13 protein-coding genes are annotated in these 14878 nt (G+C 67.7%); 10 read left to right on the forward strand and 3 right to left on the reverse strand.

Annotation, left to right across the window (positions count from 1 at the left end):
• Positions 1–289: 289 nt before the first annotated feature.
• A complete protein-coding gene (locus P3W85_RS14900) occupies positions 290–910 on the reverse strand; it encodes a flavodoxin family protein (RefSeq protein WP_276265366.1) in 621 nt (206 codons plus the stop codon).
• A 285-nt stretch (positions 911–1195) separates the two neighbouring features.
• Positions 1196–1738 carry an AAA family ATPase gene (locus P3W85_RS14905; RefSeq protein WP_430869551.1) on the reverse strand — a complete coding sequence of 181 codons (543 nt, stop codon included), beginning with the start codon at positions 1736–1738 and terminating at the stop codon, positions 1196–1198.
• A 463-nt stretch (positions 1739–2201) separates the two neighbouring features.
• Here P3W85_RS14905 and P3W85_RS14910 point away from each other — a divergent pair, with 463 nt between their 5' ends.
• From P3W85_RS14910 to P3W85_RS14955, 10 genes are all read left to right on the forward strand, one after another.
• Positions 2202–2717: a DUF2846 domain-containing protein gene (locus P3W85_RS14910; protein ID WP_276265367.1), complete on the forward strand. Its 516-nt coding sequence runs from the start codon at positions 2202–2204 to the stop codon at positions 2715–2717.
• A 133-nt stretch (positions 2718–2850) separates the two neighbouring features.
• Positions 2851–4122, forward strand: coding sequence for a S1 family peptidase (locus tag P3W85_RS14915; RefSeq protein ID WP_276265368.1), 1272 nt, complete (start codon positions 2851–2853; stop codon positions 4120–4122).
• 129 nt (positions 4123–4251) lie between these two features.
• Positions 4252–6681 (forward strand): penicillin-binding protein 1A, encoded by a 2430-nt coding sequence (locus P3W85_RS14920; RefSeq protein ID WP_276265369.1) that lies wholly within the window; start codon positions 4252–4254, stop codon positions 6679–6681.
• Between the two features lie 676 nt (positions 6682–7357).
• The gene (locus P3W85_RS14925; protein WP_017229688.1) at positions 7358–8050 is read left to right on the forward strand and encodes a CDP-alcohol phosphatidyltransferase family protein; all 693 of its coding nucleotides are present in this window, start codon (positions 7358–7360) and stop codon (positions 8048–8050) included.
• Positions 8047–8904 (forward strand): HalD/BesD family halogenase, encoded by an 858-nt coding sequence (locus P3W85_RS14930; RefSeq protein WP_017229689.1) that lies wholly within the window; start codon positions 8047–8049, stop codon positions 8902–8904. Before P3W85_RS14925 ends, P3W85_RS14930 begins: the two co-directional genes overlap by 4 nt.
• Positions 8901–9905 carry a flippase-like domain-containing protein gene (locus P3W85_RS14935; RefSeq protein WP_276265370.1) on the forward strand — a complete coding sequence of 335 codons (1005 nt, stop codon included), beginning with the start codon at positions 8901–8903 and terminating at the stop codon, positions 9903–9905. Before P3W85_RS14930 ends, P3W85_RS14935 begins: the two co-directional genes overlap by 4 nt.
• A 32-nt stretch (positions 9906–9937) precedes the next feature.
• The gene (locus P3W85_RS14940) at positions 9938–10702 is read left to right on the forward strand and encodes an NTP transferase domain-containing protein (protein WP_017229690.1); all 765 of its coding nucleotides are present in this window, start codon (positions 9938–9940) and stop codon (positions 10700–10702) included.
• The gene (gene aepX, locus P3W85_RS14945; protein ID WP_276265371.1) at positions 10699–12405 is read left to right on the forward strand and encodes a phosphoenolpyruvate mutase; all 1707 of its coding nucleotides are present in this window, start codon (positions 10699–10701) and stop codon (positions 12403–12405) included. Before P3W85_RS14940 ends, aepX begins: the two co-directional genes overlap by 4 nt.
• The gene (gene aepY, locus P3W85_RS14950; protein ID WP_276265372.1) at positions 12402–13595 is read left to right on the forward strand and encodes a phosphonopyruvate decarboxylase; all 1194 of its coding nucleotides are present in this window, start codon (positions 12402–12404) and stop codon (positions 13593–13595) included. The genes aepX and aepY overlap by 4 nt, the downstream gene beginning before the upstream one ends.
• Positions 13595–14659 (forward strand): 2-aminoethylphosphonate aminotransferase, encoded by a 1065-nt coding sequence (locus P3W85_RS14955; protein WP_276265373.1) that lies wholly within the window; start codon positions 13595–13597, stop codon positions 14657–14659. Before aepY ends, P3W85_RS14955 begins: the two co-directional genes overlap by 1 nt.
• On the opposite strand, the gene P3W85_RS14960 is transcribed toward P3W85_RS14955, so the two are convergent.
• A partial coding sequence (locus P3W85_RS14960) for a hypothetical protein (RefSeq protein WP_276265374.1) occupies positions 14640–14878 on the reverse strand: 239 nt, incomplete at its 5' end. The two genes, P3W85_RS14955 and P3W85_RS14960, sit on opposite strands and share 20 nt — an antisense overlap.

The following is a 14878-nucleotide window of genomic DNA, read 5'->3' on the forward strand; positions in this document are numbered from 1 at the left end:
CGCCGCAGGCCACCGCATCTTCAGTCTCTATATGGTGAGACGAGCCGCGCGGAGCTGCTGGGCAAGTGGAAGAGCATCTATGCGGATCGGACGAGCAACCGTCCGGCGTGGATTGCTGCCCCGGCCTTCCGGCCTGGCCCTGCGAGTGAGCGCCAAGCCGCCTGTCCTGATTGTCGTGGCTTGGTCGACGGCCTCAGGTCAAGGCCGCAGCCGCAGTGACTTGCGCCAAGCCGCGACGCGGGCAGGGAGATGCGGTTCGCCTGCTGCCAGCCGGGCGGGGAAAAGTGCCTCAGGCCGCTTTTTGCGTCAAGGCCAGCGCCTGGCGCCCTGCGGCCAGTTGCTGCACCACTTCCGCCACGCGGGCGCCCAGGTGCTCGGCGGTGCGCAGGTCGGCCAGCGGCGGCACCACGTCGGCGCTCTCGTCGGCGTTCGATTGTGCCGCCGCGCCCAGGAAGAAGCCGTGGCGGTTCAGCGAGTCTTCGGTCGACTTGGAGTTGTTGTGGCCCGGGGGCAGGCCCAGGTTCACCCAGTGCATGCCATGCTGCGCGGCGAAGATCGCGATCTGCTGCAGCGTGGCCAGCTTGTCGCCCGAGCGCGACGCCGAGTTGGTGAATCCCGCGGCGACCTTGTTGGCCCACTTGCCGCCCTTGGCGAAGACATTGCGCGAGGTGGCATCCATGAATCCTTTGAACTGCGCCGATGCGCTGCCCATGTAGGTGGGCGCGCCGAAGACGATGCCGTCCACGTTTTCCAGCGTGTCCCAGTGCTGGTCGATGTCGTCGACGCTGATCAGCAGGCTTTCCACGCCTTCGACGCCGGCGGCGCCGCGGGCGACGGCCTCGGCTTGCCTGGCGGTATGGCCGTAGCCGCTGTGGTAGACGATGGCGACTTGGGTAGCGTTGGGATTCATGATTCAGGGCCTCAAGAAAGTTGCGGATATTTGAATGTGGCCTGCATCGCGCTGCGTGGGTGATTGCTTGGCCGGTGAAGCAAGTCTAGGCGTCTGCAGATGCCGTTGGCGGCGATTATCGCAATGGCTTATTGAATTATTTTGAATGATTGGGGCGTGTGTAGCAACTGGCACTTCGGGCAGGTTCAGGCGGAGCAGGAAGCCGCTTCCTGCTCCGGCAAGACGATCGCCTCAGGCCGCGGCGTGGAGCCCGGTATCGGCCGCGCCATGCCGCTCTATGCTGCCTTACGCCACTTCATGCCGCATCACGTTGAAGCCTTCCTCTGCGGACGGCGCGACAAAATAGCGCGTGATTTCATCGAACTGCGCGTCGGTGGTTTCGAACGGATGCGTGCCGCCGGCATTGCGGGCGCGCAGGCGCGCCTTGCACACGGCATCCGGCGCATCGAGATAGTGGAGCCGATGCGCCGCGCCGGCCTTCTCGAACACCGCCCGGGCCCAGCTTCTGCTGGCTGGCGTGTTGGAGGGGAAGTCCAGCACGACGGACAAGCCCGCCCGCAGCAGCGCGTCGATATGGCCCGCCATTGCGCTGCGGAGCCTGCCGGTGCAGCGGACATAGTCGGCAAGCTCGCGGAGCTCTCCCGGATACAGGCGCGACAGCCAGTCGTCCTCGCAGATCAGGACGGCTCCTGGACGGGCCGCGAGCTGCTTTGCCAGCGTGGATTTTCCGGAGCCGATCTTTCCGCAAACCAGATGGAGCATGGCCGGCTCCATGATGGTGGGCGCGGCGGCATGGGGGGCGGATCGTTCGGATTCGTGTGGCTGCATTTCCTTCTCCTTGGCGGAAAGCTCCCCGGGAGGCGGAAACAAGAAACCCGCCTCGTGGGGCGGGTTGCTTTGTGTGTTCAGACCACGCGCGCTAACCCACCATCTCAGGGATGGTGCGAATAATCGACGGGTTTTGCGAGCGCGGCATGAGTCAGAGGTTAGTGGATTCCACGCCGGCCGGCAATCCCCTGCGATGCGTGCTGCCATGATTCCCGGGCGCGGCAAGGTGCGCGCGACCGTCGGGGACAACCCGGTGACCCGGCATGGTCGGCGCGACAAAGCCTTGTTCTAAGGTGCCGGCCATTGCAGAATACGGCCACGCAAGAAGTCATAGCGAAAAAAACCACTACCAGGAACGGGTACAGGGATGAGATTCACGGGTGTCTTGATGGCCGGCATTGCGGCTTCGTTATTGGCGTCGGGGTGTGCCACCGGGCCGTCCTTCCAGGAAGTAGCGCAAACAATGCCGCCCTTGCGCGCGGACGAAGGGCGGGTTTTCTTCTTTCGCTCGTCGTCGCCGATAGGCGCGGCCATCCAGCCCGAGCTGCGCATCGACGAGGAGGTTGTCGGACGCAGCCGGCCCGGTGGTTTCTTCTACGCGGACCGCAAGCCGGGCAGCTATGTCGCCGCCGGCACCACGGAGGTCGAGACCACGCGTCACTTCAAGCTGGCGGCCGGCGAAACCAGGTACCTGCGCAGTTCGATTACCTTTGGCGTCCTGGCGGGCCGCCTGCAGCTGAGCGAGGAGGATGAGGCCAACGCCCGGGGCGAAATGGCTTCGCTTTCCTACACAGGCGAGTGGCCAGTCCCGGCGATGGCGGCCGCTACCGGCCAGGCCCAACGCCAAACGGCCGCTATGGCCGCTGCGTCTGCGCCCGTGCAGGCACCGGCGGATGCCGTTGCCGCGCGCGGGACGCCGTCCACCGATGCCGCAGCGGTGCAGATGGACGACCTGCGCTACCTTCTGCAGCCACGCTGAAATCCCGCGCCCGCATTGCGCGCCCGGATTTCGGCTCCGCTGCCTGCCACCTCACCGATTTGCCGAAAGCCGGCTACCTGCTCCACGCGCGGGACAGCCCCCCTTCGAGCGTAAGACAACGTCATTGCAACCCATGCGCTATTCCGCCCAGTTTGTCATTCCTGTACTTCTTGCCTTGGCCAACACCAGCGCCCATGCGCTCGATACCCCGCAACTGCTAGCCAAGCTCACCCCCAGCATCTACGCCGTCAGGGCCTTGGGTGCAAACAATGCGCCGCTGTCGTCCGGCTCGGCCGTGGTGATCGGCCCCGGGCAATTGGTCACCGCCTGCCACGTGCTGGCCGGCGCGCGCGGGATTACCGTGCGGCGCGACAACGTAAGCTATGACGCAACGCTGGAAGCCCCCGACGTGCAGCGCGACCTGTGCCTTTTGCGCGTGTCGAACTTCAACGCGCCGCCCGTCGGCTTGTCGCCTGCCGCGGCGCCATCCTTTGGCCAGAAGGTGCTGGCGGCGGCCAGCCCGGACGCTTCCGGCGTGGTGGTGCTGGAAGGAAGCGTAGCCGGTCTGCGTGCCGGCGCGGATGGCAAGCTGGACCGCATCGAGATTACGGCTGATCTTCCGCCGGCAGCCAGCGGTGGCGGTCTCTTCGATGAAACGGGCCGGCTCGTCGGCATTCTTTCTGCCCGGCGCGCGCCTGGCGAGAAGCTGCTGAAAGCCCTGCCCGCCGGCTGGATCGCCGCGGTGAAGGAGCGGGGCGCGGCCGCGATGGCCGAGTACCGGTCTGCCGCGCCGGCTGCCAGGGCCTCGGCCGCTCCGGCAGGCTCGCCGGCTGCGCCGGGCACGGCGGATGCCGGCAATGTATCGCCCCGTGTGGGGGAGGTCTGGCGCTACGAGCTGACCGACAAACTGACCGGCAAGCGGCGCGACGTGGTCTACCGCGTCGACCGGGTCGAGGCGGACCGCGTGACGTTCAACCAGGGCGCGCGCATCGAGACGCGTGACGGCCGTATCGAGCGGATCAATACGCCCGGCGGCGGTGAGTTCGAATCGGTGTCGCCGCCGCGCGGCTGGGTGCCGGAAGATGTCAAGGTGGGCGCGCAGTGGAAGTACAGCTACAAGCAGGCCGGCAGCGGCTTGAACACGGAACTCACCGGCGAGGCCACCGGCGAGTCCACCATGACCTTGCCCGCCGGCAGCTTCCGCGTGCTGCGCCTGGCCTACAAGGGCTATGTGCTGCGGCCTTTCTATGGCTTTTCCAGCGGTGCCGGGAGTTCGGTTCCCTATCAGGCGGTGGCATGGTATGCCCCGGAACTGCGGCGCGTGGTGCGGTTCGACGCGAGCTTTGCTTCCAAATACGAGCGCCTGGATGAAAGCCTGGTGTTGGTCGAGCATCGCTTCGACTGAGCCGGCTGGCGCTATGGAACCGGCCCGCGTCTCCGGCGCCGGGGGCCGATGGCCGGGGTGCCGGCAGCGATTTTGGTAGGATGCAGGCCTTTCCATTGACGGTGAGCCAGCGCGTTGCCCCGGAATCTCATGAATCTGGCCCAGATCAAAGCCCTCGCCGCCGGCCGCGTGGCCCGCCTGCGGCGCCCCACGCGCCGCGGCGTCGTCAAGGCGGTTGCTGCGGTGCCGGTCCTGTTCCTGCTTTATGTACTGGTCCTGATTCCGTTCACCCCGGGCATCCGGGATATCCGCAAGGCCAAGCTGGACCAGCCCGCCCAGGTGTTGACGGCGGATGGCAAGGAACTGGCGGTGTTCAAATGGGCCAACCGCGACTGGGTCAAACTGGCCGATATCTCGCCCAATGTGACGACCGCGCTGATCGCCACCGAAGATCACCGCTTTTACCAGCACTTCGGCCTGGACTGGCGGCGCATGGGCTCGGCCGCGCTGCGTACGTTTTCCGGCGACCGCCAGGGTGGCTCAACCATCACGCAGCAGCTTGCCCGCAATCTCTACCCGGATGAAATCGGCCGCGCGCCCACGCTTACGCGCAAGCTGAAGGAAGCCATCACCGCGCTGAAGATCGAGGCCCTGTACACCAAGGACGAGATCCTGGAAACCTACCTCAATACCGTACCGTTCCTTTACAACGCGTACGGCATCGAGATGGCGGCGCGCACCTACTTCGACAAATCCGCCGACCGGCTGGACGTGCTGGAAAGCGCCACGCTGATCGGCATGCTCAAGGGCAACAGCTACTACAACCCGGTCATCAACCCGGAGCGCGCCTTGCAGCGGCGCAATACCGTGCTGGCGCAGATGGTCAAATACCAGAAGCTCGATCCGGCGAAGTACGAATCGCTGAAGAAACGGCCGCTGCGCGTCGACTTCGAACGGCAGACCGAGCCGCCCGGCCCGGCGCCGCACTTCGCGCAGCAGCTGCGCAAATGGCTGATTACCTGGGCCGACCGCAACGACTACAACATCTACACCGACGGGCTGGTGGTGCGCACCACCATCGATTCGCGCCTGCAGGTGCTGGCCAACCAGGCTGTGGCGCGGCAGGGCAACCGGCTGCAGGCCATCGCCAATGCGGCGTGGGCGCCGCGCTCGGGCTGGGCCGCCAACCGGGATCTGGTGCAGGCCTTCGTGCGCGAAACGCCGGAGTACCGGTCGGCGCGCGAGTCCGGGCTGACCCCGGAAGCGGCGATGAAGCAACTGCTGGCGGACAATGCCTTCATGCAGGCGCTGCGCCAGTCGAAGACCCGGATCCAGGCCGGCTTCATGGCGCTGGACCCGCGCAACGGCGAGATCAAAGCCTGGGTCGGCAGCCGCGATTTCAGCCAGGATGCCTTCGACCATGTCCAGCAGGCGCAGCGCCAGCCGGGGTCCACGTTCAAGCCCTTCGTCTATGGCGCGGCCTTCCAGCAGGGCGCCAGCCCCGACGACACCTTCATTGACCGTCCGGTGGAAATCCCCATGACCGGCGGCGAGGTCTGGCGGCCCGCCGACGACGGCCCCCCCAGCGGGCGCGCCATGAGCCTGCGCGACGGCCTGGTGTATTCCAAGAACACGATCACCGCGCAACTGATGCAGAGCGTGGGCCCGGCCAAGGTCGCCAAGCTGGCCCGCGCCATGGGCGTGCGGCAAAGCCGGCTCGATCTGGTGCCCTCGCTGGCGCTGGGCACCAGCCCGGTCACGCTGAAGGAAATGGTCTCGGCCTACGGCACCATCGCCAACCAGGGGGCCTACCTGGAGCCGATGATGGTCACGCGTATCGAAGACCGCAAGGGCGAAGTGCTGGAGACCTTCCGGCCCGCCTCGCCCGAGCAGGCGTTGCCGGTGGCCACCGTGCAGACGCTGCTCGACGTCATGCGCGGCGTGGTCGACCGGGGCACGGGCGTGAGCATCCGTACCCGCTTTGGCATCCGTGCGGACGTGGCCGGCAAGACGGGCACCACGCAGGACAACGCCGACGGCTGGTTCATCCTGATGCATCCGCAACTGGTGGCCGGCGCCTGGGTTGGCTTCAACGACAGCCGGGTGACGCTGCGCAGCGACTATTGGGGCCAGGGTGCGCACAGCGCGCTGCCCATGGTGGGCGACTTTTTCCAGCGCACCCTCCGCTCCCGCGTGATCGACCCGAGCATTCGCTTTGCGGAGCAGAAGGAGACCGGCATGCTGGACGCGATGGCCGCGACCATCCGCGGCTGGTTCCAGCGTTTGTTCGGGCCGGCGCCGAAGCCCGAAGCCCCGCCCGCGCCACGGCGCGCGGAGCGGCCCTTGCCGCCGCCGGAGCCAGCGCCTGATGCCGGCGTGGCGGCTTCGCCCGCGCCGCCGGATGTGCCGGCGGTGCAGGCCGGGGCCCAGGAGCATGGGCTTGCGGACGCCGCGTCCGGCGCCGCGCCGGCCGCTGCCTCGGCTTCTGCCAGTGCCCCCGGCATACCGGCGGGCGATGCCGGCGCAACGGCGCAGGACGCATCGAGGGCGCCTGCCAACGCCAGCAGCACCGCGCCTTGAGCATGCCATTCCGGTGCCCAAAAAGGTATTGACCTTGACGATGCGCCTGGGCACGGCGAGCCCTTTTTCACGGAGCATCCGCAGGAAATGCGTGTGCTGGCTGCCGGGCGGCAGCAGCAGCAGCCATTCGCACTCGAGCAATTCGTTCCAGCGGTTGGCGTTTTCCAGCGGGTGTCCCCGCCGGCAGGCAAGCATGGTCTCAAGGGTGAGCAGCGGCGCGAAACTGAGGTCGCTGTCCAGCATCTCGCTGACGGGCGCCGCCACGGCGAAGTCCACCGACCCTTCCCGAGCGCATTCCTGCGCTGGTACGGCGAGCGCTTTGCGTGCTGCGTATCCAGGCGTGCAGCCGTGCCGGTTGCACCGGGATGGTGCGGGGGCCGTGTCTCAACCGGCCTTGACGTCAAGCCGCCGGCGCCCGTGCATCCACGCCACGCGCACCGCCGCCTGCCCCCGCGCCGCCGGCCGGGCTGGCCCGGCTGCCGACACTTGTCAATCCGGCGTCGCGCGAGTAAGGTTGCAAATCACATCGCTTACCATTTGCGATGCAGTCTGCCGCGCCACATCCGACGCACATCTGCGGCGGATCGTCAAGTTGAACTCCCGGAATGCAAGGTGCGTGAACTGGCGCTAGTATGCCAGCCTTGCGCAGCATTCCTGCCGGCAGATTTATTTCCAGATGAACAAGAATCCAACGAATTCCCATGGCGAGCCGCCCGCTCCGCGCACCTGGGACGCCCGCCTGGCGCGCGCGCTTGTACGCCCGCTCAAGCACTCCTGGGTCACCCCAAACCATCTGACCACGCTGAGGCTGCTGATCGGCCTTGGCGGTGTCGCCTGCCTGATGCGGGGCGGTTTCGCCTGGACCAACTACGGCGCCTTGTTGATCGTCCTGTCCAACTTTGTCGACCACACCGATGGCGAACTGGCGAGAATCAGCGGGAAAACGAGCAAGATCGGCCATTTTTACGATCTGGCGAGCGATGCGCTGATCACGGTCCTGCTGTTCGTGGGCATGGGCGTGGCCATCGTGGGCAAGGTTCCCGGGAGCGCGCTGTCGCCTGTGCTGCAAGGCGCCCTGGCGGGCGTGGCGGTGGCGCTGATCTTCTTCCTGCGCATGCGGATCGAGGCGCGCGTCGGCAAGACGGGAACGAAGCAGGCATCGGTCGGGGGTTTCGAGACCGAGGATGTGCTCTACCTGCTGCCGCTCGTGACCCTGACCGGCGGTATCGCGCCGTTCCTGACGGCGGCGTCGATCGGCGCGCCGCTGTTCGCGGCCTGGGTCATCATCGACTACTGGCGGGTGATGCGCAGCGTGCAGCAGGCCGAGGCCGTGGCCGCGCCTTCCACGAAAATCAGGGGAACCCGATGAGCGAGCAAGGCACCAACGACGTCACGCTGGACGCCCCGTCCGCTCCTGCGGTTTCCGGCGCTTCTCCAGCCCGGTCCTCCCCCAAGCCCGCCCTCCGGGCCGGCGCCGCGCTGCCCGACGCCGATGCCGCCGTCGCTGCCGGCATCGGCAAGCTCGACAGCAGCCGGCTGCGCGCCGATTTCGGGCGCCAGGGCGCTTTCCTGCACCTGGAAGAATTCCTGGCGCCGGAAGTCACCGCGCAGCTGGTCGCCAGCGCCCGCGCGCTGATCCCCGAGATCAACCGCAACTACCTGCCCGGCCACAAGCAGGGCGGCAGCGTCAGCCGCCACACCATCGACGAGCGCGCGCCGTTCATCGCCGAGCTGTACCGGTCGAAGGCACTGATCGGCTGGCTCGAGCAACTGTGCGGCGACAAGCTGCTGCCATCGCCGGACAGCGATCCGCACGCCTACGCGCTGTATTACTACACGCGTCCGGGCGACCACATCGGCTGGCACTACGACACCTCCTATTACGACGGCCGCCGCTATACCCTGCTGCTGGGCGTGATCGAGGAATCTTCCTGCCGCCTCGACTACGAGCTGCACACGCGCGACGCCCAGGTGCCCGATGAGCCCGGCTCGGTGCAGACCACTCCCGGCGGGCTGGTGTTCTTCGACGGCGACAAGCTGCGCCATCGCATTACGCCGCTCGGCGCCAACGAGATGCGGGTGTCGCTGACCTTCGAGTACGTCACCGATCCGGGCATGCGTCCATGGCTGCGCTTCATCTCCAATATGAAGGACGCCATCGCCTATTTCGGTTTCCGCCAGGTATTCCGGAAGCTGGCGCCGCGCCGGAAACCCCGCGCATGAGCCGTGCCGCAACGTTGCTGCTGACCATCGGCGCGGCACTCTTTGTCGCGCTGCTCGCCTGGCAGGGATTCGGCTCCGTCGCGTCGGCGCTGATGTCCGCTGGCTGGGGACTGGTGGCGGTCGCCGCCTTTCACCTGGTGCCGCTGGTGCTGGATGCCGGCGCGATCTATGTGCTGTTCGATCGCCATGGCGCGAACGGCACCATGCGCGATGCGCTGCTGGCGCGCTGGGCGGGCGAGTCGGTGAACAGCCTGCTGCCGGCCGGGCAGATCGGCGGCCCAGTGCTGATGGTGCGCTATCTCGCGCAGCGCGGCACGCGCATGCGCGACGCCGCCGCCGCCATCACGGTCAGCACCACCATGCAGGCGCTCGCGCAGATGGTGTTCGCGCTGATCGGCCTTGCGCTTTTTGGCTTATATGGCACGCATGGCGCGCTGGCGGATTTCCGCACGCCGGCCCTCGTCGTCACCGCCGTGCTGGCGCTGTGCATCGCGGTGTTCTACGCGATGCAGAGGCGGGGTTTGTTCGGCCGGGTGCTGCGCCTGCTGTCGAAGGTGTTCGGCAAGCGCGACTGGTCCGGCCTGACGATGCGCGCCGACGCGGTGGACGCGGCCGTGCAGGGCATGTACCGCGCCCGCGGCAAGGTGGCGGCCACCTTCTCGCTGAGCCTGGCCGGCTGGCTGGTCGGCACCGGCGAAGTCTGGCTGGCCCTGCATTTTCTCGGCCATCCGGTCAGCTGGCTCGACGCCCTGCTGCTGGAGAGCGTAGGGCAGGCCATCCGCGGCGCGGCCTTTGCGATCCCGGGCTCGCTCGGCGCGCAGGAAGGCGGTTACCTGCTGCTGGCGCCCATCGTGGGCCTGCCCCCCGAGGCGGCGCTGGCGCTGTCGCTGGCCAAGCGGGCCCGCGAGATCGGGCTCGGTGCGCCCGGGCTGCTGTATTTGCATTTGAATGAACGAAATTTCCAGCGGCGGCGTGCGGCAAGTCCGCAGGCCACCGATTGATACTGTCTGATTTGCATGGGTGCGGAGAACGAATGCGAGCAATCATCCTGGCCGCGGGCCTTGGCCTGCGACTGCAGCAACAGCCCGGGGAACAATTCCCGAAGTGCCTGTTGCCTTTTGAAGGGGTCACCCTGCTGGAGCGGCATCTGCGCATGCTTGCTGCGGCGGGCGTCGATGAGATCGTCCTGGCGCTGGGCTTCCAGCCCGCGCTGGTGGAGGCGGAACTGCTCCGCCTGGGACGCCAGCCCTACCCGGAAATCGTGCTGAACCCGCGCTACGACCTGGGCAGCGTGCTGACGGTGCACACCGTGGCCGATGCGCTCACGCGCGGCGGCGACGTCCTGCTGATGGATGCGGACGTGCTCTACGACGAGCGCATTCTCGGTGCGCTGGTGGCGGGCGGCAGCACCAACCGCCTGCTGATCGACCGCGATTTCGAAGCCGGCGACGAGCCGGTCAAGCTGTGCCTGAAGAACGGCGTCCCGGTCGAGCTGCGCAAGCAGCTCGCGGTGGGCCTGGAGTACGACACCATCGGCGAGTCGGTCGGTTTCTTCCGTTTCCAGGAGCAGACCGCGCGCCGCCTGGCGCAGATCGTCCAGGGCTATGTGGACGGCGGCCGCGCCAACATGCCGCACGAGGAAGCGGTGCGCGACCTGCTGCTGGAAGGCGGCCACGTGTTCGATATCGCCGACGTGAGCGGCGCGCCATGGATCGAGATCGACTTCCCGAACGATGTCGCGCGTGCGCGCGACGAAGTCCTGCCCGAACTCCAGCCGATCGTGGGAGTGGCGCAATGAACGCGATGGACCCGGTTTTCTCGACTGCCTCGCGCAGCGCCCGCCTGCGCCAGATGCTGCTGAGCAATGCGCTCGAGTTCATCATGGAAGCCCACAACGGCCTGTCCGCCCGCATCGTGCGCGAAGCCGGCTTCAAGGCCATCTGGGGCTCCGGCCTCGCCATCTCGGCCCAGTACGGCGTGCGCGACAACAACGAGGCAAGCTGGACCCAGGTGGTCGACACGCTGGAGTTCATGGCCGACGCCAGCGACCTGCCCATCCTGCTGGACGGCGATACCGGCTACGGCAACTTCAACAATGTGCGCCGCCTGGTGCGCAAGCTCGAGCAGCGCGGCATTGCCGGCGTCTGCATCGAGGACAAGCAGTTTCCCAAGACCAACAGCTTTATCGACGGCGAGCGCCAGCCGCTCGCCGAGATCGACGAGTTCTGCGGCAAGATCAAGGCCGGCAAGGATTCGCAGACGGACGACAACTTCTCCATCGTCGCCCGCGTGGAAGCGCTGATCGCCGGCTGGGGCATGGACGAAGCCCTGCGCCGCGCCGAGGCCTACCGCCAGGCCGGCGCCGACGCCATCCTGATCCACAGCAAGCTGTCGCGTCCGGACGAGATCCTGGCGTTTGCGCGCGAGTGGGCGGGCCGCGCTCCGCTGGTGATCGTGCCGACCAAGTACTACAGCACGCCCACCGACGTCTTCCGCAAGGCCGGCATCAGCATGGTGATCTGGGCCAACCACCTGATCCGCGTGGCGGCATCGTCGATGCAGGCCGTGGCCAGGGAGATCCACGACAGCGAGACGCTGGTCAACGTCGAGGACCGCATCGCCTCCGTCAACGAAATCTTCCGCCTGCAGGATGCCGCCGAGTACTCGGCCGCCGAGAAGATGTACCTGTCCGGCTCGCAGGCCCCGGGTGCGGCGGTGGTGCTGGCGGCCGGCCGCGGCACGGGGCTCGAACCGCTCACCGAAGACCGGCCCAAGGTGATGCTGCCGGTGGCGGGCAAGCCGCTGCTGCGCTGGCTGGTGGATGCGTTCAAGAAGCAATCGATCAACGACATCACCGTGGTGGGCGGCTACCAGGCCCAGGCCATCGATACCGCCGGCGTCAAGCTGGTGGTCAACGAGCGCCATGCGCAGACCGGCGAGCTGGCGTCGCTGGCATGCGCGGCCGATGGCCTGCAGACGGATACCGTGATCGCCTATGGCGACCTGCTGTTCCGCAGCTATATCCTGCGCGACCTGCTGGAGAGCGACGCGCCGTTCAGCGTGGTGGTCGATTCCTCGCACACCGCGCCGTCGAACCGGAGCGTGCGCGATTTCGCCTATTGCTCGGCGCCCGACGACCGCGACCTGTTCGGCCAGAAGGTCCTGCTGCGCCATGTTGCCAGCAAGGGCGAGGAGCCGGACGCAGGCCGCGCGCAGGCACCGCACGGCCGCTGGATCGGGCTGCTGAGCGTGCGTGGCACCGGGCGCGAGCGTCTGCAGGCGCTGATCGGCGAACTGCGCGGGCGCGACGATTTCGATACGCTGGACATGCCGGCGCTGCTCAACGCGCTGGTCGAGGCCGGCGAAGAGATCGAGGTGAAATACGTGCACGGCCACTGGCGCGGCGTGAACGACCTGGAAGACTTCCGCCGCGCAGGTGATTTCGCCCACGCGCAAACGCCGTTCGCGCTCGGCACCACCGATGGAGAGGAGGCCCGATGATCGAAGCGGCACAGTTTGTCGAAGCCGCGCGCGCGCGCGGTTTCGACTGGTATGCCGGGGTGCCGTGCTCGTACCTGACGCCGTTCATCAATTACGTGCTGCAGGATCCGTCGCTGCATTACGTGTCGGCGGCGAACGAGGGCGATGCGGTGGCGCTGATCGCCGGCGTGACGCTGGGCGCGCAGGGCGGACGCCGCGGCGTCACCATGATGCAGAACTCCGGCCTGGGCAATGCGGTAAGCCCGCTGACCTCGCTCACCTGGACCTTCCGCCTGCCGCAGTTGCTGATCGTCACGTGGCGCGGCCAGCCTGGCGTTGCCGACGAACCGCAGCATGCGCTGATGGGGCCGGTCACGCCGACCATGCTCGACACCATGGAGATCCCGTGGGAGACCTTCCCCACCGATGCGGCCGAGGTTGGCCCGGCACTGGATCGCGCGGTGGCGCATATGGACGCCACCGGCCGCCCGTACGCGCTGGTGATGCAGAAAGGCAGCGTTGCGCCCTATGAACTGAAGCAGCAGGAACGGCCCGCGCCGCGCCCCGGATGCACGCCGCTGGTGTCTCTTGCGGCGGACCAGGGCGGCGCACAGGAGCGCCTGCCCACGCGCCGCGAGGCACTGCAGCGCGTGATCGCGCATACGCCGATGGACAAGGCCGTGGTGCTGGCATCGACCGGTTTCTGCGGGCGCGAGCTTTACGCGCTCGATGACCGCGCCAACCAGTTGTACATGGTTGGCTCGATGGGCTGCCTCACGCCCTTCGCGCTGGGCCTGGCGCTGGCGCGTCCGGACCTGGACGTGGTGGCCGTGGACGGCGACGGCGCGGCGCTGATGCGCATGGGCGTGTTCGCCACGCTGGGCGCCTATGGGCCGTCCAACCTCACCCATGTGCTGCTGGATAACGGCGCCCATGATTCCACGGGCGGACAGGCCACGGTATCGCACAATGTCTCGTTCGCCGGCGTGGCCGCGGCTTGCGGCTATGCGTCGGCCAGCGAAGGCGATCATCTCGCGCTCCTGGACCAGGCGCTTGCCGCTGCGGCGCGGCAGCCCGCCGCCGGCCCGCGCCTGGTGGCGCTGACGATCAGCGCGGGCACGCCGGACGGCCTGCCGCGCCCGACCATCACCCCCGTCGATGTGAAGACGCGCCTGGCGCGCCACATCGGCGCAGATCAAGGAGACCAGTAATGCTGCTACTCAATCCAGGCCCGGTCACGTTGTCGGAGCGCGTGCGCCAGAGCCTGCTGCAGCCCGACCTGTGCCACCGCGAAAGCGAGTTCTTCGACCTGCAGGACGAAGCCCGCGCGCGCTTGCTGGACATCTACCGGCTGGATCCCGCCGAGTGGGCCGCGGTGCTGATGACCGGCTCCGGCACGGCCGCGGTGGAAAGCATGATCGCCGCGCTGGTGCCCGGGCAGGGCAAGCTGCTGATCGTGCAGAACGGCGTGTATGGCGAACGCATTACGCAGATCGCCACGCAGTACCGCATCGACCATGCGGTGGTGGCGCACGACTGGATGCAGGCGCCGGATCTCGACAGGATCGCCGCCGCCCTGGACGCGGACCGCGCCATCACGCATGTGGCGGTGATCCATCATGAGACCACCACGGGCCGCCTGAACGACCTGCCGGCGCTCGACGCACTCTGCCGGGCGCGCAATGTGCGCCTGCTGGTCGATGGCGTGAGCAGCTTCGGCGCCGAGGCGATCGACTTCAGCGGCAGCATCGCGGCGGTCGCCGCCACGGCCAACAAGTGCCTGCACGGCGTGCCGGGCGCTGCCTTCGTCATTGTGCGGCGCAGCGCGCTGACGCAGGCCGCCAGCCGGACCTACTACCTCGATCTCGGACGCCTGGCGCGGCTGCAGGATCAGCGCAATACGCCGTTCACGCCGTCGGTGCATGCTTATTATGCGTTGGTGGAGGCGCTGCGCGAACTCGCGGACGAAGGCGGCTGGCGCGCGCGCCATGCGCGCTACGCCGCGCTTGCCGAACGCGCGCGCGCGGGGCTGGAAACCCTGGGCATGCCGGGCCTGTGGCCGGCGGAGCAGTCCTCGGTGGTATTGCGTGCCTACCGCTTGCCGGCCGGCCTGTCGTATCCGCAGCTGCACGACGGCCTCAAGGCGCGCGGCTTTGTCATCTATGCGGGGCAGGGCGGGCTGTCGGCGGCGCTGTTCCGTATCTCCACGATGGGCCATATCCAGCCGGAGGATATCGATCGCCTGCTGCAGGGCTTCAGGGAACTGACGCGGTAGCCGGCTGCGGCGAAGCACTGAAGGCATCGAACGCACCGAACGCACTAAAAAGCACTAGCATGAGTTGGTGGATACGGCCTGCCGGCAACCGGATATCGCCGCATCCCGCCAGCGCCAGTGGAGGAGCTTCGCGATGCACCGTCATATCCGCCTTGCCCTTGCCGGGGCCGCCGCCATGGCGGTATCCGTTGTCCTTGCCGGCGCCGCCTTGCCGGCCAG

The sequence above is a fragment of the Cupriavidus basilensis genome (assembly GCF_029335485.1).
Classification (GTDB): Bacteria; Pseudomonadota; Gammaproteobacteria; order Burkholderiales; family Burkholderiaceae; genus Cupriavidus; species Cupriavidus basilensis_E.